This is a genomic window from Chitinophaga eiseniae (assembly GCF_012641265.1).
Classification (GTDB): domain Bacteria; phylum Bacteroidota; class Bacteroidia; order Chitinophagales; family Chitinophagaceae; genus Chitinophaga; species Chitinophaga eiseniae_A.
The window spans coordinates 72,086-93,362 of sequence record NZ_JABAHZ010000006.1 but is presented as its reverse complement, the minus strand read 5'-3'; the positions used below and the strand labels follow the sequence as shown (position 1 = coordinate 93,362).

Here is a 21,277-nt window from a genome sequence, read left to right as displayed (position 1 = left end):
ATTGAGAGATACATATATCATTAAAGGATTTGATGGTTTAGTATCCTGGATTTTGTATGATATTTCCATCAGCTAGGATATCTAGTGGGGGAATTGGATATAACTGCCAGTTTGAGCTCCAGGTTCCTCCTTTTATTGGGGTGACAATAGCCATTATAGAATCCACAGTTTGAAGCCTTTTCATATCAAGCCACCTATGTCCCCATTCGGTAAATAGTTCTAGTTGTCGCTGATGGTATATTTCAGATAGGATTTGGACAGAATTATTAGTTTTGAAATCTTCAAGCCACGCCCTTTTTCTAATGACGTTAATGTCATCCAGGGACCCTTGAAGATTGTTTTGTTGTGCTCGTGCCTCTGCTCGTATAAGGAATTGTTCTCCCAGCCGCAGCACTGTGTGGTATTCAGTCAAGGGCGCATTTATACTGTCGGATTTGTATTTATTTGCATAATAGTATGTTTGTCCTGATATATCTATACTATTTATCCATCTATTTTTCCGTTGATCATTATCTTCAAAACTATTGACAATCTGATTGCTGAGATATACAGGCTTGAGGAATGATAAGCCGGTCGAATGAAGTACATAAGTTTTTGCATCTTCAGTATTTGATGCAATGTTTACGGGCTGTAATTGCCAGATTGCTTCCCAGTTATTACTTAGGAATACATTGTTTAACGAATCGAGGTGATACACTGAGGAGTTATTGATTATTTCAGTTGCCTGATCTTCTGCTGATTTCCACTTGTGTGTGTATAGGTAGCATCTAGATAATAAGGCAATGGCAGCCCATTTATTTGGCCTAACTCTCTCAGTGGTCTTGCCGGTAAGAGCCGAATTTAGATAGTCGCCTGATAATAGCGACTTGGCATCGTTGAGATCTGAAATAATTTGAGCCCAGACGTCGGATTTCGCAGAGCGGACAAGAACGTTGTTAACTGTATAATTGGTACTGAGAACCAAGGGGACGTCGCCATATAAGTTTACTAGATAGAAGTAAAAGAATGCCCTCATAAACTTGGCTTCTCCTAATAATTGATTTTTCACACTTTCTGATAGTTCAGTTGCCTTAGGTACATTTTCAATTACTGAGTTTACGGTGAATAACTTTGGATATATATTAACCCATATACTATTAGCAGATCCCATGGACGACGCAATTATCTTATTTTGGTAATATGCTTCTAGATCAGGATTATTTGCGCCCGAGTAAAGAGTTAGTTCATCTCCTGACAGGCCTGTAAAGAAGCCAATAGAAGTAAGGTCTCCAATTGTTATTGCAGAGCTGCTCATTTGGGTATATATTCCAGTTAATAACGCGGCCGCAGTTTGGCTGTTAGTGAATACATTTTCTCCACTTATACTTGTTGTTGGATTGTCTACTTTAATAAGCTTCTTACAACTGATTTCAAATAGACAAATTATAAGAGCAAGAAGTACTATGGCAGTTTTGGTAAGAGTTTGCGTGATAGAGAGTATAATCTGCATAAATATGTATTTTATGGCAAAGAGTACAAATCAAAGTATAATTTGAGCGCCAAAAGTGATTACCCGGAGCGGAGGAAGGGAAATAGTGGGAGTCTCAGGATCAAAGCCCGGGTATTTTGTAATAGTGAATAGGTTTTGCCCTTGTATAAATACCTTGGCACTTTGTAGGTGAATTGCATCCTTCCATTTACTGGGCAATTCCCATGAAATAAATATATTTTTTAGTTTTATATATGATGCGTCAACCCAGGCGGCGTTACTATTTCCTATGAATGACAGATTTTTGCTACCATCCGCGCTGAATGCTTGATGCGTTGCTTTGTCGCCTTCTTTTTGCCACCTATCCAATACAAGCGTTGATTGATTGCCTCGTCCGTAGTTTCCATTCCCTGGATATACGTAGCCGTTAATTCCATATGTTACGACATCGTATGCCGTTTTTTTGTAGAACTGAAAGAGAAAATTGACTGAGAATCCTTTGTAATTAACTGTATTTTGTAAACCTCCGTAGAATTTCGGATCTGAGTTCACAATAACGGTTTTGTCAGTCGGGTCTGATGGTTGGTAGGTAAGGTTACCTTTCGAATCTCGAAACTCATAAAGACCCGTTGTGTCGTTTAATCCAGCATAGTTAAATACTTGTTGCATGGATAACGGTTGACCCACTTTGATGAAATTATAGTGATCAGATCCGAAGTAGGACAACAGTTGATTTTTAGGTATCGTAAGATTAATACTCGTTGTCCAAAGGAGGTTTTTGTTTTTGATGTTCGTTGAACTAATTGTAAATTCCCACCCTTTATTTTGTACTACTGCCGGAAGATTTCTTGTTACACTTGTAAACCCGGTGATTATTGGAAGCCTGAAATCTAGTAGCTGATTGGAAGATCGATTTCTATTATAATTTGCCGTGAATAACATTCGGTCTTTTAATATCCCTAGTTCCAAACCGAATTGAAGTTTCTTGGTTTCTTCCCACTGTAAATATGGATTAGTCAATCGTATTGCTGTTAACCCGAGCGAATTCTGGTAAGAATTTCCAGAAACGGTTTGTGATTGATATAAATCCAAGAACAGATAATCCGAAATTTGATCGTTTCCGGTTGTGCCATAGCTGCCTCTGATTTTACCAAAACTGAAGAATGGAAATATTCGTTGGATAAATGGCTCTTGTGTAAAAATCCAAGCGGCGCCAATAGCTCCGAAGTTATGGAATTGACTGGCTGGACCAAACCTCGAGCTTCCATCCCTCCTTGCAGTTAAGTTGACGATGTACTTATCAAGCCAATTATAGTTTATTCTAATATAAATCGCATTGTATTTATACACAGTATTTATTGTTGTCCCTTGCAGGCTAGTAGCAGATGCCAAGTCTTCAATTGCCAGGTCATTGTTGAAGCCATAAGCAAGTATATTTTTTTGATTGCTATTTTGTTGTGAAATAGTCGTCCCCAATACGGTATTTAGTTGTCCCCTGTTTATAGGCCGTTTGTATTCAATTCGAGGATCTATTAGCCACGAATTGATACTATTTGTCAGAAATTGACTATATCTGTTATTGTTAAATAAAACAAGGTATTCTGGGGCTTTATTGGATAAAGGACTCACCAATAGCTCGTTTGTCGACATATTGTTATAGCCAACAGCGTTGATAAGGTTGAGGCCGGGAATAATCTCATAGCTGAGAACCATATTACTGGTTAGATTGTTTGTTTTATTTGTGCTTTTAATTCCAAGAGGTGCAATTGGATTGAAGAAAAAGGTTGTAGAGCCATTTACGTTTGGTTGCCAATTAAAGCTGCCGTCGGGTTTATAAGGATTGGGAGCATTGGGAGCTGTCCAAACGGCAGCTGGTGTTAAATCCGTAGCAGGAAGTTTATTGTTGTCAAAGAGATAAGAAGCAGATAACTGTAACTTGAATTTTTGATTTGTAGAAGTACTGTTTATATTAAAATGTAATGATCCTTTTGTGTCAGTAAACCTTCCTGGCATTACAGTATTTTGTTTATTATATCCTGTGCCTACCAGAAATTGTGTTTGCTTGGTTCCACCTGAGACGCTTGTCTGGATATCAGTGAACTGAGCTGGGTGGCCAATTAAGTACTTTTGCCAATTTGTGTTCCTTGTTGTATCCCAATCTCCATTTAGATCCCAATCATATGCAGAAGGGGTTGTTCCATCATTTTTTAATGCCTCGCGACGCATTGCAAGATAGTCTTTGGTGTTGAGCATATTTATCATGTGTCCAATCTCGCTCCAGCCAGTTTGAACTGTAGCATTGGTTCTTACTTCTCCAACTTTTCCTTTTTTCGTTGTAATGAGTATTGCTCCGTTAGCTGCCCTTGACCCGTAAATAGCTGTAGCATCCGCATCTTTTAATATCTCTATGCTTTCAATATCTGCAAGGTTTATATAGTTTAGGGGGTTACCTGTAATGCCGGGTATTCCAGAGGTTCCAGCACTTTGATTGTTTGTCGGTAACAGTTGGGAAATGTAGGGCACACCATCAATTACATAGAACGGGTCATTTCCATTTCGTAGGCTATTTACACCTTGGATTCTGACCGTAACCCCAGATCCAGGCAGGCCGGAGGCTTGTTGGATCTCAACGCCAGCGACTCTTCCTTGTAGGGCAAGTAAAGCATCGCCGACTGGTTGTTTTTCTATTTCATTACCTTTTATGCTGGTTATGTTTCCTGTGTTTAGCTTTTTAGTTGTACTTCCATATGCAATAACTACCTTCTCATCCAAAATGGTGGTGTAAGATTTTAGATGAATTAGTACATTCTTGTTTGTAATGAGGAATTGCGTTGATTCAAATCCTATAGAAGTAATAATTAATGTGTTGCCTACCTCAACATCGCCCATTTTGAAGCTCCCATCTGGATTTGTAATAGCACCTCGCTTGGTATCTTTAAGCCTGACAACAGCTCCTGGAATTGGATTTCCAGCCATGTCTATAATTTTTCCTGATAGTTGAAAGGATGTAGAAATCGTATCAGGTATATTTACAGGCGAGGGAATGAGATTGTTTATATACGATTTCTTAAATATCAGTACGCTTTGATCATTTATTTTGAAAGATAGATTTTCGGAATCATTTAGAAGGAATTTCATGACTTCCGGCAGGTCAGTTTGTTTAAAATTTACACTAATTTTCTTGTCTTCGCTAAGGGAAGTTTCGTGTGTGTTGTTATTTATAATAAGCCCAGTTTGTTGATATATTTCTTTGAATACAGTTTTTAATGGAACATTGGTCGCAGAAAGGGTTATCTTATGTACCTGCCTTTTGGCATTGCCAAATGTCGATTGCGAATTAATCGTTATTAAAATGAGTATGACTATTGTTATTGATCGCCCTATTAACTTACATTTTGTTGAACTTGCCATAAGATGACTTTTTATTCGGGTACATGATTTTAGTTGATATTTATAATACCCCTAGCGCAGCTAGGAGGTACCACTATTTAACTATATATAGTAGCAGTGGTTATTTATAGCCGCTTTATAGTACCTTTTCCTTTTGGCGTGTGTATTCAATATATCTTAAGGATGTATATATATTGATAGATACTGTTAATAGATAGCAGTACTTGTTGTTAAATTGAATGGTTGACTGACTAGATATATGCATCTTATTTTTGGATCTGTCAATGCATATACCTAGCGGCTTAGATAATAATCTCATTATTCATTTTATTCATTGAGGCGATAAATTCAATGAACGGAATGATAAGTAATTATTAAGCTAACTATGGTTATTAAGAGATTAATTACAAGAAGAATGAAATCACTTTTCTGCTTTGTTTTGCTTTGCTGTCTTTGCATGAGTTCTTATTGTCAGGAGCCGGATTCTGCAAAGAATGTTTCGAATGTATTGGCGTCAAATGCCTATAGGGAGTGGACATCTGTGGCTAATGGAGCTATTACAAATAATGGTCTGTATGTTTCATATTTTATCGATAATCAGCCTATCGGACACCGTACACTTGTATTGAAGAGATATGATGGGAGTTGGGAATATCAAGTGCCATTTGTCCAAAGCGTACAATTTACTCCAGATAGCAAAGCAGCCATATTTGTGCAGAATGGAGATTCTTTGTGTATAGTTAAGCTGGGCAATTCTCAAATTGAGCTAGTTGATCGCACAGAGTCGTTTGAAGGTCCGATGGATGGTGGTGGTAAATGGGGAGTCTATAGAAGGCGTATTGGCAATGAACTAATTGTTTGGAATTTTATTTCCAATGAGAAGGAAGTCTATAGGTCAGTAGACAAGTTTGTTATGAGTGAAAGTGGCCGCCAATTAATAATGAATAGAGTAGATACGCTCAATGGGAATGTCGAACAAAGTCTTATTCTTGTTGATTTTTTGAGTAAGAAAGTGACTGTCTTGTGGACAGGAAATCAGCATGTGGATCGAATCTTGGTTGACAGAAATGGAACACAAATTGTTTTTTTAGTTTCAGAAATGAAAGAAACTCGAAAGTCCATTTTTTGCTGTAGGGTAAACTTGGGAGCACCTTTTGTTCTCGTGAACGATTCTTCTCTTATAGCAGAAAGAGGAGTGAAATTGGATTATTTATCTGCAATGAGTGAGGATGGAAGGTATGTTTTCTTTTATGTGAAGGAAAAAGATATTGAAATGGAAAGGACGAAAATCCAGTCAAATGTTGTTGTGTGGAGCTATCTGGATGTAAAATTGCAACCCCAACAGATGGAGGAAAGTACAAGTGTACCAGCGTATGATGCAGTTTGTAATATTAATAATCGCGAAGTAACAATTCTGATTGATAGGAATGAAAATGTTATTGCGAAAAATAAAGGTAACAATGTCTTTTTGATCCTGCATTCGCCTCAAAGCGCTAATCTGGCTGAGGCTTATTGGAATATTGCAGCTCAGAAGACTTATTGGATTAAGTCATTAATGAAAGGCGAAAAATACGAATTGAATATTAACGGGAACGACATGGTATGGCTTTCCCCGGAGGGAAAGTATGTAATATACTATGATCGTGCCAATGAGAATTATTATAGTTATGATATAGCCTCTCATATTTATAGAAATATTACAGGTAACATTGCTGCTTCTTGGATAAATTATGATGACGATGAAAATTGTGCAAATGCAAGGGGAATTGCTACTTGGACAAAAAATGATAAGACGGTATTGATTTATGACAGATTTGATATATGGGAAGTTGATCCGACAGGTTCCAGAAGAGCGATTAACCTCACTAAAGGCTTTGGATATAAGGAAAAGGTAGTTTTGTCATTGGGGCTTTCTCAGTATTTAGATAGTGCAATAACGATACCCGATTATTTAATTCTTAATGGATTTAATACTACTACCAAGGAGAATGGATTTCTAAAAGAAGAACGAAATAGTCGATCTCTGGAAATCCTTTCTATGGGGAACTATATATATCAAATTATAGGTAATCGCTGGATGTTTTCAAATGGTGTTTATCCTATTAAGGCAAAATGTCGTGATAGGTACCTTTTAACAAGAATGAGCGCTACTGAATCTCCTAATTATTTTTATACTGTAGACTTTAGGACATTTAATGGAGTTAGTAAGGTCTACCCGGAAAGGAATTATAATTGGTATACAACTGAGTTGCATAAATGGAAGAAAAGTAATGGTACATATACTGAAGGCATACTTTATAAGCCGAGGGATTTTGATTCAACAAAGAAATACCCCGTTATTCTTTATTACTATGAGCGAAATTCTTTTGCATTGAATTTATACTTGATGCCTGATGACCTTTGGCATAATCTTCAAATGAACATTCCAACTGTGGTCAGTAATGGCTATCTGGTGCTTGCTTTAGATATTGATTATGTAAAGGGCACGCCAATGCAGGGAACTCTAGAAACGGCAGTTTCGGCGGTGAGATATCTATCGACATTATCATTTGTAAATAGTGGGAAAATAGGACTATCTGGAGCAAGTTTTGGTGGTTCTCAAACCAATTATCTTGTCACACATACCAATTTGTTTGCAGCAGCGTCTTCCGCTAGTGGTTTTTGCGATTTGATAAGTGCTTATAATAGTGTAACTCAAGGTGGAATGAGCTTTCAGAATTATTTTGAATCGGATTTGCATCAGGGCAGAATGGGAGGATCTTTGTGGGAAGTGCCGGGTGCCTATATTAAAAATTCTGCAATTTTTAATGCCGATAAGGTTAATACTCCAGTGTTACTAATGCATGGTACCCATGATGGTATTGTTCCGTTTTCCCAGAGTATTGAGTTTTTTACTGCATTGAGGCGGTTGGGGAAGAAGGTTTGGTTGTTGGAGTATACCGATGGGGGACATGGTATATTTGGGGCTTCAGCGGAAGATTATCGTATAAGGATGTTGCAATTTTTTGATCATTATTTAAAGGATTTACGTGCACCGAAATGGATGACGCGAAGTTCTTTAAATGAAAGGAATGACGATAAAGGTGGCTACGAGCTAGATTATAAGAGTTCTACTCCCGGAAGAGGCCTTTTGAGAGACTCTTTTCCAGCGTCGTATAGACGATAAGGAATTTTCCGAATATACTAATTTGGAATAGTTGTTTTCTTATTTATGGAAATCATGACTTTGGTTGACAGTTTTTATCTTGTCAATCAAATGTCTATATATGAGCCCAAAGGAACTATCAGATATTCGTAGAAAGCTTAGAATAATTCAACATGGACAAGAGTCCGGGAATGTATCAAAAACCTGTCGATACTTTGGTATATCCAGGGAAACCTACTATAAATGGAAGAAGGACTATGAAAATGAAGGCGAAAGCGCCTTAATTAATAGTAAACCCTGTCCTGAAAATCCGAAGCTACGTATTGCAGCTGATATTGAAGCTCAGATTATACACTTAAGAACCACTTACCATTTAGGGCAGTTGCGAATATCATGGTACATGAAACGTTATCATGATATTGCTGTTTCTCCTGCGGGAGTATACAATGTTCTTAAAAGAAACGGGCTGAATAAATTGCCACAAAATCAGCGAAAAAGGTCCATGGAACAATTTAAAAGATACGAAAAACAGGTGCCGGGACATAGAATCCAGGTTGATGTTAAATTTTTGTCTTTTACTGATAAGTCCTCTGGGAAAGAGGTTAAGCGCTTCCAATATACGGCAATTGATGACGCAACAAGAGCGCGGGCATTGAAAATATATAACAAGCATAATCAAAGCTGTGCAATTCAATTTGTAGACTATATACGGAGTAAATTTCCATTCCGGATTCATACTATCCAAACCGATAACGGACATGAATTTCAGGCGCAATTTCATTGGCATTGCGAAGATTTGGGCATTCGGCATGTGTACATCAAAAAAGCCAGCCCACATTTAAACGGCAAAGTAGAGCGGTCCCATTTGACCGATCAACAAGAGTTTTACCAGCTGCTTGACTACACAGACGACATTGACATCAATAAGAAGCTGCAGGAGTGGGAGAACTTCTATAACTGCCATAGGCCCAATGCTGCACTGAAGGGCAAAACGCCCTACGAAATACTTAGAGAACGGCTGCAGTCTAAAACGTAGCCATTGTTTGAAATCCCTGCCGGGATGGGGTAAGGGGAATGGCGCGGCAGCAGCGCCTTCCCCTTAAAAAAGATTTAAAATCCAGTTCAAAATGTATATTTGCTCTGTCAACCGTAGTCCGAGTATTCACATCTTATTTTTATTTTATTAATACTTATTAAGATGTCAATGTTTCTTTGTTTTTAAATAGGTTTTCAATACTTATTTTCTTTTCCCTTTCCCAAAGAAGTATGAGAACTTTAGAATGATTAATCTTTTCTGAACATTTGATCGGGTATCCTCTACATAGTTTTCACCTACTTGGCGCATAATGTCGCTATTTTGATTTAGTAAATCCAATACTCCAAGTTTTATGACACCTTGTTGGTTTGAGAATAGAAATTTTGAGATAGAGGCATTTATTTTGAGATTTCTAAAGTTGTATTCACTAGATTGCCCGTTGGATATAATATAGCTTATAAAGCCATTAACCACAACTCCGAAAGGAAGGTTGATATTTCCATTGAATATGAATGAGTAGTTAAAGTATTGGTTGTTGTTCTGTCTACTATTCGAGTATCCGACGCTGTTATAGCCAAGGGCTGCGGAAATATAGAAATCTAATGATTTGTTGTAAAGATATTCATATTTAACTGATTGATTTATAGTTAGATTTTTGTAGTATCCCTTATCTCCATTCACAAAGTTGATATCTTTTCCAACTCTGCAATTCGTGACAGTACTGAATACTGCTTTTTTTCCAGTTGTTGGGATACTTGTTGTTATATTTAAGCCAAAGTTGTGAGCTCCTGTAGCGTTCAGTGGCTGAATGATTTGGCGGCCCGATGAGTCCGAGGAAGTGCCATTAATGATTTGATCTTTGCTGAAATTTCCGTCAATTGATATGGAAGTAAACCTCATATTATTGGGATTGAAATTATCATAGGATAGCGTTATGTTGTCTAATTGTTCGGGCTTCAATGATGGATTTCCTAGTTTTATATATAGTAAGTTAGTGTTATCCTGTATAGGTTGGAGACTGTTCAATGATGGGAATTTTGGATTCCTTTTATAAATAAAATGGACTGTTTTGCTATTAGTGAGGGAGTAATTAAAAGTAAGTCCTGGTAAGAGGCTTGTACTTTTAATTTGGGTATTGGGAGTTAGTTGTATATCATTGTTTGAAATCTCACTTAGAAGAATTGCGAATGAAAATGTGAAATCATATTTTTTCTTTTGGATATGCCAAGCAGCCTTGATATATTTCTGGAATGATATTGTATTGAAATTATTTCCCAGGCTGTCAATTGGATTGTCTATAACGTGGCTTGCAGCATTATATCCGTATACTTTTTTGGTTAGCGGAGACAGATTGTAGTCACTTGCTAGTTTCAGTTGTATTGTACTGCTTTTATACAGAGGGAGGTCATAGTCAATTGAAAAGAATAGCCGTTCAGTTTTTCTATTAACGAAGTTATTTTGCTTAATTGTATCGGATGTTGATTCATTGTTAGTTTGTCTAAGAACGTTTTGCGTGAGGTTATTTGTATTTTCCTTACCAGAAGATCCTGAGTATCCGACTAGTATACTCAATGGATTATTTTTTTTTTGAAATATTTTTTCAAATTTTAAGGTGCTATTAATGCTTTCGCTGTTTCTTTTTGTGGAAATATTCATTGTGCCGCTATTTGCTGCCTGATCTGGGGTACTATATGAGCTGTAAATATTTTCCAGGGCACTTGATTCGGTCGACTGAAGTAAATTTGTATTGAAGTATATGGATTGCGTTGAGTCTATTTTATATCTAAAGTTGATGTTTATTGAGTTTGTTGTGCTTGATGAGGTGTTGTTGATCTGCTGATCGTAAAAATAGTTTGAATTATTTGTGAATGTCTCTCTTGCACTTTTTTGTGCTAAGCTATTTTGTTTGTCTTTCATTAAATAGGATATATCTGCTGATATTTTTGCATTTATGTACTTATTGTAGTTTATACCAACGTTCTTATTGGATTCTTTTCCGATAAGATTGCTGCCCATTCCCTCAAGGGCGCCGTTCATATTGTCGCCATTAAGAACTGCTAATAGCTGCTGCGAATTGGTGAATTTACTCAAATTCAATTTTGTGCCAAAATTCTTATCTGTACTGACACCAATCGTTGTTTCACCAGATAATAAGTTTTGTTTGTTTTCTTTTATCGTTAGATTAATTGTTTTTATTTTTTTTCCGTCACTTGTGATTGCCAGATCGCCGGTGTTGGGCTCTTTGCTAATTAGTTGTATTTTGTCTATTAGATCTGCCTGTAGATTTTTAGTTACTAGATTTATATCTCCACCGTCGAATAGTGGCCGTCCATTAATAAATATTGACTTAACTACTTCCCCATTTAACCTGATAGTTCCATCGTTATCTATTTGCACTCCTGGTATTTTTTTTAATAATTCCTCAAGCGAAGAGTTTGTTCTTGTTTTGAAGTAACTCGCGGCAAACTCGATAGTGTCTTTCCTGATATTTAATGGGCTTTTAGTTTCTATTATTTCCACAGGCGCAAGCGTTAATCCAGTTTTTTTTAATATAATAGATCCAATGTCGATGGTATTGATGTTTAATAGTTCTGTTAAGGGATACATTAAAGTTTCATAGCCTAAGTATTTTATGTACAGTATATATCTGTCGCGTTTGATATTAGGGAAAGAGAAATTTCCATTCTTATCACTAAATGTCAAATCTGCCTGGCTTGAGTCTTTCATGTGTAAACAATATATCGTTGCTGATGATAGGGGAAGGTGACTTTGGCTGTCAAATATTCTTCCTTGTATAGCACCTGTTACGGATGCTTGGCCCCGAGCCCGGGTGATGGATAGAAGCATAAGAAACAGGAGAAGTATTCTCTTCATATTGCGGGTTTTCCTATTTCTGCAAATTGAGGTAATTAATTGCATTAGTATTGCAGTTGGATGCTAATGACCGATTTATATTTTTTAGAGAAATTATGCGAGTGTGTGTGTATTGCAGTGGAGCGTAGTAATTTTGAATTCTAAGGAATAAATGTTTTGAAAGTTGTTGTTTCAAGAATTGAAATTCAAATGTAACCTCTGCTAGAGTATGATGAACCCTCAAAATTATAAGAAAATGCCTACAGATATATTTTTGTCTTTTTCTCTTTCAGATATTATAGGTGCGTGAGCGTTATGGTATGCCCTGTTTATAATCGTATCAGAATGTAGATAATATAATTGATAGAGATCTATATTATAGATACTATACAGTTCATTGTTGGTATAATGGTATCGTAATGTCATTTTTGCTCTGATATAGCAAAATGATGGCCATGTAAAGAGTATTAGGCATGCCGCATATATTGTATCATAATTTCTCTTGTATTTCAATGCCGTAATTGTATAAAATTGTAATTTAATGATGCGTTACTCACCGGTTTCTGGAATCAGTATAAATAGAATTATTAAATTATTATTTGGAAGCGTATTCAGTGTGGATATGCATAAGAATAGGATTAGAAAATCGGCAACGAATGAAGGATCTTCAAATGAGTTTGTGAAGGAAAGGAACGATGGTCACGCGAGCACTACTGGATATGATGATAGGAGTTACAATTGTCATGGTATTCGACCAGGAAGGATGGATGGAAATAGCAAGGATTCATGTGCATACATGATTGGAGGTATTGATTCAGATGCTATAACATCACTTGAAAGTAATTATACGCAGCAACGAAAGGAGAAGGATATACTGGGGGATTCATACCCCAACTTGTTTAGTTTTGTATTTAAGAATCCGGCAAATAGATGGTTTGTATGGACTTTATTTTTTGCAATTTTAATTCAATTTGGCTTGTTTAAGTATTTTTATCCATACGCCAGTTTTATTAGTGGAGATTCGTATGTCTATTTGGAGACAGCTTACCATAATTACTCAATTAATACTTATCCGATTGGATATTCAAAGTTTTTGCGTCTGATAAGTGTTTTTACAAAATCGGATACAATATTTGTTGGATTGCAATATATTCTAGTTGAAATTGCAGCACTATCATTAGTTTTTACTATTTTTTATTTCTACAACTTGAGTAGAATAGCTAAAATAGTTTTGTTTTCCTTTATGCTGTTTAATCCGGTTTTTTTATATCTCGCCAACTATGTATCAAGCGACGCTTTTTTCCTTTTTCTTAGTTTGGTTTGGTTTACCATGTTGATATGGACATTGAATCGTCCGACTAATAGCGTCATAATTATTAGCTCATTCATTCTTTTTATTGCGTTCACTGTTAGATATAATGCATTATTTTATCCTTTCATCAGCGTTTTGGTATTGATTCTGAGTAAAAGAAAGATTCTAATTAGTTTGCTTTCGTTTACTATAAGTATTTCACTTATCTGCGTTTTTATCAATATAACTGCTGACAAATATAAAGAGGTAAGTGGGCATCGCCAATTTACGCCATTTTCAGGATGGCAGATGGCAAATAATGCGCTATATGCCTATCGATATGTAGATAGTTCGCAGCGCAAGAGGGTGCCGAAGAGGTTGGAAATGATTGACAATATCGTGCGCCATTACTTTGATACAACGAGAGATATAACAAAGCACCCCGAAGAGACAATGTTAGCGAGTACAGTTTACATGTGGGACCCTGCTTCTCCTCTAACAGTTTATATGCAGCACCAGTTTAAGAGGGATTCTGCTGTATCAGCGCTTAAGAAATGGGCGACGGTTGCTCCAATGATGGGAGATTATGGAAATTATTTAATTCGAACTTATCCTAAAGAGTATTTAAGATACTATCTAGTCCCAAACGCGATAAAGTATTATGCCCCTCCAGTTGAATTTTTGGATCACTATAATATGGGGATCGACTCCGTTATAATGATTGCAAAGGTTTGGTTTGATTACAAGAGTAATAAAGTTATGACCAGATTTAAGAATTTTGAAGTTAATGTTCTTGACTTTTACCCAATTCTTGCCGGTGTAATAAATGTTACGTTGTTGTTGAGCATAATTAGTTTTTTTGTTTTGAGAGGGTATAGATATTTTCCTGAATTAAAGAAAGGAATACTGCTAGTTAGTGCTACTTGGCTGATTAATTTTGGATTTAGTGTTTTGGCATCACCGGTTGCCCTACGTTTTCAGTTGTTTCCAATACTTGTTTCACTGAGCTTTACAATTGTACTCATAGATCATTTATTAAAGTTAGCTAATAGGGTAGAGCAGAGGGAGCATGATATTTAATAGATCCATTATACTAGATTAATTTCACTTTAGAGTTAATGGTATATAAATTTTTATGAAGAAGAAGGAATTGATATTACTTTCATTAAGCTTGTTGCTCGGTGGACTTTTGTATGCCGGTGCTTGTAAGATATTGGGATTTCCAATACTTGGTAATTCGAGGAAGTTAGTATATAGATATCCGGTGAAGACTGGACATGAGGGTGAAAAGCTACCGTCTTTTGCGCTTTTGCTTTCTGATAGCCTTACATATATAAATACTTCTGATAGTCCGTTTAATAAACCCACGGTATTCTTTTATTTTTCTCCGGATTGCCCTTTCTGTAGGAGGGAAATGACAGAAATTATAAAAGGTATGGACCGTTTGAAGGATGTTCAGTTTTACCTAATTACGCCTTTATCCTTCAGGGGAATGAGGGAGTTTTATCATGAGTTTAGCGTTAATAGATTTCCAAATATAGTCGTTGGCCTGGACTATAAGTTTGGTTTTTCCCACTATTTCAACACCCAAAATGTACCATACATTGCTGTTTATCCGGCCAACAGAAAGTTATCGGCAGCTTTTCTTGGAGAGGTAGGTATCGACCAGATAATAGACCTTGCTGAACTGCTTAAATAGATTATTGCGCAATAGGCGGCTGATGGGAATCTTGCAAGCGAAGTCAGCCTAAACAATGGGGGAGCCGAAAGCCATTATAAATGAGTAGGCATTTTTAATAATGTAAAGTTTAGCTTTTTGAATAAAAAGCATCTATCATTATGAAACAAGCAAAATATGCATTAACAGCTATCGCTGTTTTGGCTGTAATTGGTGGAGCATTAGCGTTTAAAGCTCGTATCGGAACTAATGTTTTCTATACAGAAAAAGATGGCGCTTGCATTCAATCCACTACTTTGCCATATCAAACTGCTGCATCTGGTTTCACCGTTAAGCTTTCTACAGGTCGCACTCTGAGTCCTTGCCCAACTATTACTGTTCAGCAGCTTCCTTAATGAAGTAAAATAATTTGAACGGGTCGAAGTCACGTTTATCTCAATGGTAACTGGTTTTTGAATTCGTTTTGATTATTAAGATTTGAACTATAGAGGCTGCATCATTTCTGGTGCAGCCTTATTTCGTCGATGCGTAGTTTGTCTTGTAGCAGTGAGTCATTGTAAATTCTGGTCATGTTGACCTATGTCTCTGGGATGTTGACCCACCTGCGAAGCAGGCAATAAGAGTAAGAGCTTTATGCGGGATAAAAATACGATGTGTTATTGATTGTCTGACGTTTTTTTTCTTCTCATTGATTCTCCCTTTAGTTCAATGCGGTGTGCATTGGCTGTCAGTCTGTCAAGGATAGCATCAGCGAGTGTAGGGTCATTAATGTATTCATGCCATTTGGCGACAGGTAGTTGTGAGGTAACAATGATGCTCTTCTTTCCATACCGGTCTTCCAGTAATTGCAGCAATGTAAGACGTATCTCTTGTGTCATAGGGGCCAGACCAAAGTCATCCAGGATGATCAGTGTTTGGCGTTCCAGATGATTGAGTAGTTTAATGTAAGAACCATCAAGTTTTGATAGTGTCACTTTTTCAATAAGACGATTCATATTCAGGTAAGCCGTTTTATATCCCTGCAGGCAAGCCTGATGCCCTAAGGCACAGGCCAGGTGGCTTTTTCCACAGCCAGTCGCACCGGTAATTAATATATTCTCACCTTGTTGAAGGTAACGCCCTTCCCCCATGGTCGCTAGTTGTTGCCTGGTTAGATTCCGCTTCGGACTGCATTCTATTTGTTCGATAGTTGCCGGCAGACGCAGTTTTGCCAGCTTCAGGTAATAGGCTGTTTTTTCATTTGCCCGGTTCTGTTCTTCTGACTGTAACAGGTAAGCGACCAGATCATGGCCTTCCAGTTGCTGGTTCATAGGAAGATCTAATTGAGAACGGTAAGCCTGGTACATACCCTGAAGGCGAAGTTGTTGCATTTGCTGAAGTGTTTGTGTTGTGTTCATTGTTGTTTATTGTTTAGTGATTATTGATAATGATCTTTACCCCTGATATTATCATGGATAGGTATTGAGGATATATCAGGTGGAGGTGCTGATTTATCCATCCCTCTTTCAAGAATATTCTTAATCAGGGTATAATTGACACGGCTGCCTGTCAATGCCCGTTTGCAGGCTGATTCCAGCCTGTCTGTACCATACTTCTTTTGAAGCATTAACATACCAAAACAAGCCTTATAGTTTTGTTCGATATAGATACTGTTCTCCAGCATCAGTGTAACTGCCTGATGAGTTGAGGTACCAATGCGTGATGCCTGCATCAAAAGATCATCGCGGTTCCAGCCTTTAATCTGTTGCATTCGCTGATGATGAGGTGGCATATGTTCCGCCAGGGTAGTATATGCTTTATTGTGACCGTCTCTCAGATGTAGTGCAATACGCTCATGGTCCAGGTATACTTCTACTACCCGTTGATCATAGAGTACTTTGACTTTCTTACCCACATGCAGATAAGGAACACTGTAATAACGGTGGTCTTCTGAGAGTTGTACGTGATAGTTACGCTGGACTGTAAGCTGCGCCACTTTTTTAGAGCTAAATGGTTCCGATGGTAAAGGTTTGAGATGAGACTGTTCCTGTTGTTCAAAATAGTACCAGCGAATATAAGGAGTACTTTTATAGGGCTTATTATTGAGTAGCAACAGCTGCTCTTGCATAGCTGTATTGAGCGTCTGAAGACTGGTAAACTCCCTTTTTCTTAACGGGCCATATACATGATTATAGACAATGTTTACGGCCTTTTCTACCATGGCTTTATCGCGCGGACTATAAGGACGGGTAGCACTGAAGGTTGTTGTATAATGTTCGCTGAGCTGCCCGCAGATATCAGTAAATACAGGTTCGTAACGGTTCGGTTGTGTTACCGCTGTTCTTAGATTGTCACACAGAATAGTCGCTGGTACTCCTCCGTAAAATAACAACATTGCATTGATACAATGGACAAAGTCTGCTGTTTGCTGGGTATGTACTGCCATGCAAAAGATAAGTCCACTAAAGGGCAGGATAGCAATGAATACCTCACATTCAATCTGCTCTCCGGTAGATAGATCAACATAATGTTGCTTCTTGCCGGCAAAATCAATCATGATCATGTCTGCAGCCGAATACTCCATATGCATCGTCACATCCAGTTTTTTCAGGTATTGATTCAGATGGTGGCAGTAATGACTGTAAGCATATCCATCCGGATGCTGTTGTAAATATTCCTGCCAGAGCAACTGGCGGGTAACCCCAACTTTTCCTAATTCACCTTGCGCATATTTAAAATGGATGGCCAATTGCTCTAAACGATGCATGTCATGGACCACGCTATCATTACGATAAGCTTTCTCAGCAAGTGTTTTGTTATCTGGACTATCCTGATCTTCTACAGAATTGCTTGTAAGCAGGGATAAGTATTTGCGTACACTATTGCGACTAATACCTAAACGGCGTGCCATCTCTCGTATCCCAACCCCGTCTTTCTCAAGTTGTAAAAGCTGTTTTAATTGTTCCATTGCTATAGGCGTTTGTGCCATGCTCCTATATTTTTAAGGAGCAAATGATAGCAAAAAGCCCTTACTAATGATTACCTGCAGGTGGGTCAATATGCCAGAATGACAATCTTATTATATTCCGGATAAAATAAACCAGGGTGGGTCAACATCCCAGAATCAATTTTTTAGGTGCTTACCAAAAATAATAATCAAGGTGGGTCAACATCCCAGAATGGTGGGTCAACATAAATCAGAGAAGTGGGTCAACATGCTTCAGAATCTACAAGTCATGGCATGTTTATGGAAATTACTACCTGAAAAATTAGGCGTAAGCACTTGTTGGGGAGAGAGTATCGGACCCAATTTCTTGCGATATATTGACCGTTTTCCGTTGTTATTACGTGGGCGAATTGATTTTGGGGACTATTTAATGGCCTTTAATGTATAGTATAAGTATTTAAAGTACTTCAGTCGAACGCGATTGATACGATATGTGAAAGGGGCGTTGGGCGGTTTGGGGCGTACTATTCCAGAGTATTTGACATCCATTCGGGCGCACTCCCATTTTGTAGATAATAGTCAAAGAACTGTTTCATTTTTTTGCTGAAATCTATTTCATCATCTCCCACTAATCCATGGTTTCCTTTGTAGATTAGCATCCATGTTTTTTTCCCTAATTTTCTAAGCGCAACAAAGAGCTCCATGATATTTTGTATATTACAGAGAGCATCGTTTCTTGTATGCATTAGTAATAAAGGTGTTTTAATTTCATTCGCATTTATAACTGCTGAATTTTTAATGTATATATCGGGTTTATCCCAGAGAGTTCCTCCTACGCGAAATTGTCCGGATTCGAACATTCCCTGCATACTACCTCCAAATCCATTTAGAGTATTATATCCACTTATCCAGTTTGCAATGCCAGAGGTAGAGCATGCGGCTGCAAATAAATTACTGTGAGCTATAAGGTAGTTGGTTTGTATAGCGCCCCAGCTACAGCCTTGAATTCCCACTTTTGTTTGATCTATGAATTGTAAACCTGCAGCATAGTGAACTGCGGATATTATCGCGTCGTAAGCACCCTGCATCGGGTCTCCAATATTGTAGTATATGTCTGGACAGAATATCAGGTATCCATTGCTAACATAATAGGGGATATTAATTCCACACCCTCCTTCTAGCGCCTTTGGAGTGATATAGGCATTTAAACAGTCTGTTTTTTTTTCATAATGATTGATGATGATGGGATACTTTTTTGAAGAGTCGAAATTTTCTGGTTTGTAAAGGATTCCACATAGTCGTTTTCGGTCTAATGATATCCAGCTGTGTAGTTCTGTTGTATACCAGATAAATTCTTTCTCAGGATGCTGGTCGCTTATTCTTTTGAATAATTTGAAATCAGTTGTGACAAAGTAGTTGGGTGCTTCTTTTGCGCTCATTCTTCGTATAATGTATTCTTTTGAATGCAGTGCCTTTATGGGCGAGAAACTAGCATTCGAAGGAATGTATGGGTTGTCAGTTATATCATATAGATACGGCCCCATTGTTAATAGCTCCGGGTCCCCGTTTTTTTGAAGTCGTTTTTTAAAGAATCCGTTATATTTTGTATTAACGTTGAAGGCTGATAAAATTAATGATTCATTTCTTAATAGCGGTCTATTTGAGTACTCTGCTAGAGATAAGAAGAAGATTATATTATGTTTCGTGCCATACCCGTTTGTTAAATTTATTGGCGCGTTCTTGCGAGTTGGATCAATCTTCCATATATCCCGTTGTCCATATATGAGTACACGTTCATCGTTTTCTTCCCAACCGCCAATATATCTGCCGTAGCTATCTGTATTCGGATTTTTTTCCCATTTTTCATTGATGTTGATGGTAATGTTTCTTTCAATTCCTGATGATACCTCATAGGCGAAATATTGGTGTGCTGCTGTGTTGAAATAGACGATATATTTACCCATTGGGGATATTTCGACTATCGTATTTTGGGTGATATTATTTAATTTAAGTACGTTTTCTTCATTAAGGAATTTGAGATACCAAGAATAATTACCGGATTCATTCCAGCGGACCTCGTCTCCCGATGTCGGGTTGTGTTGAGTTCTAATTAGAATTATTGAATCTTCTAAGATCGGCGTAAATAGCCTGCTGGATTTGTCATCTATGCGTACAATCTTTTTATCTGATAATCTAATTGCAATTGTCGATATTATGATTTTATTTGTAGATAAACTCGGTGTTTCCATTTCGTTGTCGGAGTAATGCCATACATTTACTGATGTCTTGTTTAAATCCTTTAGATTTTTTTTTTGTTCTATTAGCTTAGCAAATAAATAGTTTCCATGGCTATTGAATTTTTCAATGCGTAAGTGCTTAGCACTATCGTCTATGGACAGTTTTATTTGAATAGCAGAATCCATTGTCGATTTAAAGTACCATATCTGGTTTTGAGCCGCTCCTGATAGAAAACATAATTGCTCTTCCTTACTGTCTAGTGTAATATTGTTCATTTCAGTTCCTTCCCATATTTTTTTCTGTTTTTTTTTATTAACGTCGGTTATTATCAGAGAATTTTGGGTGCCATTTTTTTTATATAGCAAGATTTCAGATTTGTGTTCATGATGCAGAAGGAAAATGTTTTTTGCAAGAAAAGTGGATATCTTACTTGTTTGCATATTTATTAGAATGGATCGATTGGTTGGGATTTTTGAAGTGGCGCATACATATATTCCGTTTATTTTGAATGACGATACATTTGAGATGTAAATAATTGATTTTTCTCCTAAGGTAGAGAGACATAGGCTATCGTGTGAGTTTATCCATACGGCTTTTTTACTGTTATAGGAGAATGCGTAGCTGCTGCTAATTGATGATTGAAGCCTCCATTGGTTTGTTTTAGATGATAATTTGAGTATTCGCTCATTCTCATTGCCAGAACTGAATATATATCCATTATATTTCCCATTGTTGCTGATTTGGGCAGAAGCAACCCATGGCCACCTATTGTAGTTTTTAGGTGTCAGTGGAGGTTTGGTAATACCCCCGGAATCTAGTAAGTGCCTATTTTGTAGATATTGTGTTGGCTGTAGCATCCAGGGGACGATGAGAGTTGTGAGGAAGTAATTCATTGGTAATATCGCTATAAGGTATAGTAATTGGGTAGTAGCAAATTTGCGAATTATTGGTGCTATTAATTAGCGGTTGTTTTTTGTTCGAAAAAGTAATGTAGTTTCATTGCAGGATGTATGTGTAACTTCAACTAGGAGAGAGCTGTCAATTGGTATATGTATTTTTTGGAATTAGGTATTGGTTGTACGATGTTAAGTAAATGGTTAACAGCCGGCACTGCTTATAGCAGATTGGTTGAAAAGAATGCACAAATTCTATCTTCTTCGAACAATTGGCTAAAGACAAAAATTGGATGGAATAAGTGCGTCGTATTAATATACATTAAAAAATAAGATTTAGCTTTTTAATGAAAAAGCGA

Annotated in this window: 11 protein-coding genes; 5 read left to right on the top strand and 6 right to left on the bottom strand. The window is 37.2% G+C overall.

Annotation, left to right across the window (positions count from 1 at the left end; genetic code table 11):
* Positions 1-37 precede the first annotated feature (37 nt).
* Entirely contained in the window at positions 38-1,489 is a 1,452-nt protein-coding gene (locus tag HGH91_RS22590) for a RagB/SusD family nutrient uptake outer membrane protein (RefSeq protein WP_168741071.1), read from the bottom strand.
* A gap of 30 nt (positions 1,490-1,519) precedes the next feature.
* Entirely contained in the window at positions 1,520-4,879 is a 3,360-nt protein-coding gene (locus HGH91_RS22585; protein ID WP_168741070.1) for a SusC/RagA family TonB-linked outer membrane protein, read from the bottom strand.
* A 394-nt stretch (positions 4,880-5,273) separates the two neighbouring features.
* Between HGH91_RS22585 and HGH91_RS22580 the strand changes: the two genes are divergently transcribed.
* Positions 5,274-8,024: an alpha/beta hydrolase family protein gene (locus HGH91_RS22580; protein ID WP_168741069.1), complete on the top strand. Its 2,751-nt coding sequence runs from the start codon at positions 5,274-5,276 to the stop codon at positions 8,022-8,024.
* 100 nt (positions 8,025-8,124) lie between these two features.
* Positions 8,125-9,039 carry an IS481 family transposase gene (locus HGH91_RS22575; protein ID WP_168741068.1) on the top strand — a complete coding sequence of 305 codons (915 nt, stop codon included), beginning with the start codon at positions 8,125-8,127 and terminating at the stop codon, positions 9,037-9,039.
* Positions 9,040-9,240: 201 nt separating this feature from the next.
* On the opposite strand, the gene HGH91_RS22570 is transcribed toward HGH91_RS22575, so the two are convergent.
* Positions 9,241-11,913, bottom strand: coding sequence for a TonB-dependent receptor (locus tag HGH91_RS22570; protein ID WP_168741067.1), 2,673 nt, complete (start codon positions 11,911-11,913; stop codon positions 9,241-9,243).
* Between the two features lie 520 nt (positions 11,914-12,433).
* Between HGH91_RS22570 and HGH91_RS22565 the strand changes: the two genes are divergently transcribed.
* The 3 genes from HGH91_RS22565 to HGH91_RS22555 all read left to right on the top strand — a co-directional run bounded on the left by HGH91_RS22565 (position 12,434) and on the right by HGH91_RS22555 (position 15,256).
* On the top strand, positions 12,434-14,263 hold the full coding sequence (locus tag HGH91_RS22565; protein WP_168741066.1) for a hypothetical protein: 1,830 nt from the start codon (positions 12,434-12,436) through the stop codon (positions 14,261-14,263).
* Between the two features lie 55 nt (positions 14,264-14,318).
* The gene (locus tag HGH91_RS22560) at positions 14,319-14,882 is read left to right on the top strand and encodes a TlpA family protein disulfide reductase (RefSeq protein ID WP_168741065.1); all 564 of its coding nucleotides are present in this window, start codon (positions 14,319-14,321) and stop codon (positions 14,880-14,882) included.
* Positions 14,883-15,022: 140 nt separating this feature from the next.
* Complete coding sequence (locus tag HGH91_RS22555) at positions 15,023-15,256, top strand: hypothetical protein (protein WP_168741064.1); 234 nt, start codon at positions 15,023-15,025, stop codon at positions 15,254-15,256.
* Between the two features lie 261 nt (positions 15,257-15,517).
* Here the strand turns inward: HGH91_RS22555 and istB are convergent, their stop codons facing one another.
* The 3 genes from istB to HGH91_RS22540 all read right to left on the bottom strand — a co-directional run bounded on the left by istB (position 15,518) and on the right by HGH91_RS22540 (position 20,918).
* Positions 15,518-16,231, bottom strand: a complete 714-nt coding sequence (gene istB / locus HGH91_RS22550) for an IS21-like element helper ATPase IstB (protein WP_247651816.1) — start codon at positions 16,229-16,231, stop codon at positions 15,518-15,520.
* Between the two features lie 47 nt (positions 16,232-16,278).
* A complete protein-coding gene (gene istA / locus HGH91_RS22545; protein ID WP_168741062.1) occupies positions 16,279-17,829 on the bottom strand; it encodes an IS21 family transposase in 1,551 nt (516 codons plus the stop codon).
* 482 nt (positions 17,830-18,311) lie between these two features.
* Positions 18,312-20,918 (bottom strand): alpha/beta hydrolase family protein, encoded by a 2,607-nt coding sequence (locus HGH91_RS22540; protein WP_168741061.1) that lies wholly within the window; start codon positions 20,916-20,918, stop codon positions 18,312-18,314.
* Between the last annotated feature and the right edge of the window lie 359 nt (positions 20,919-21,277).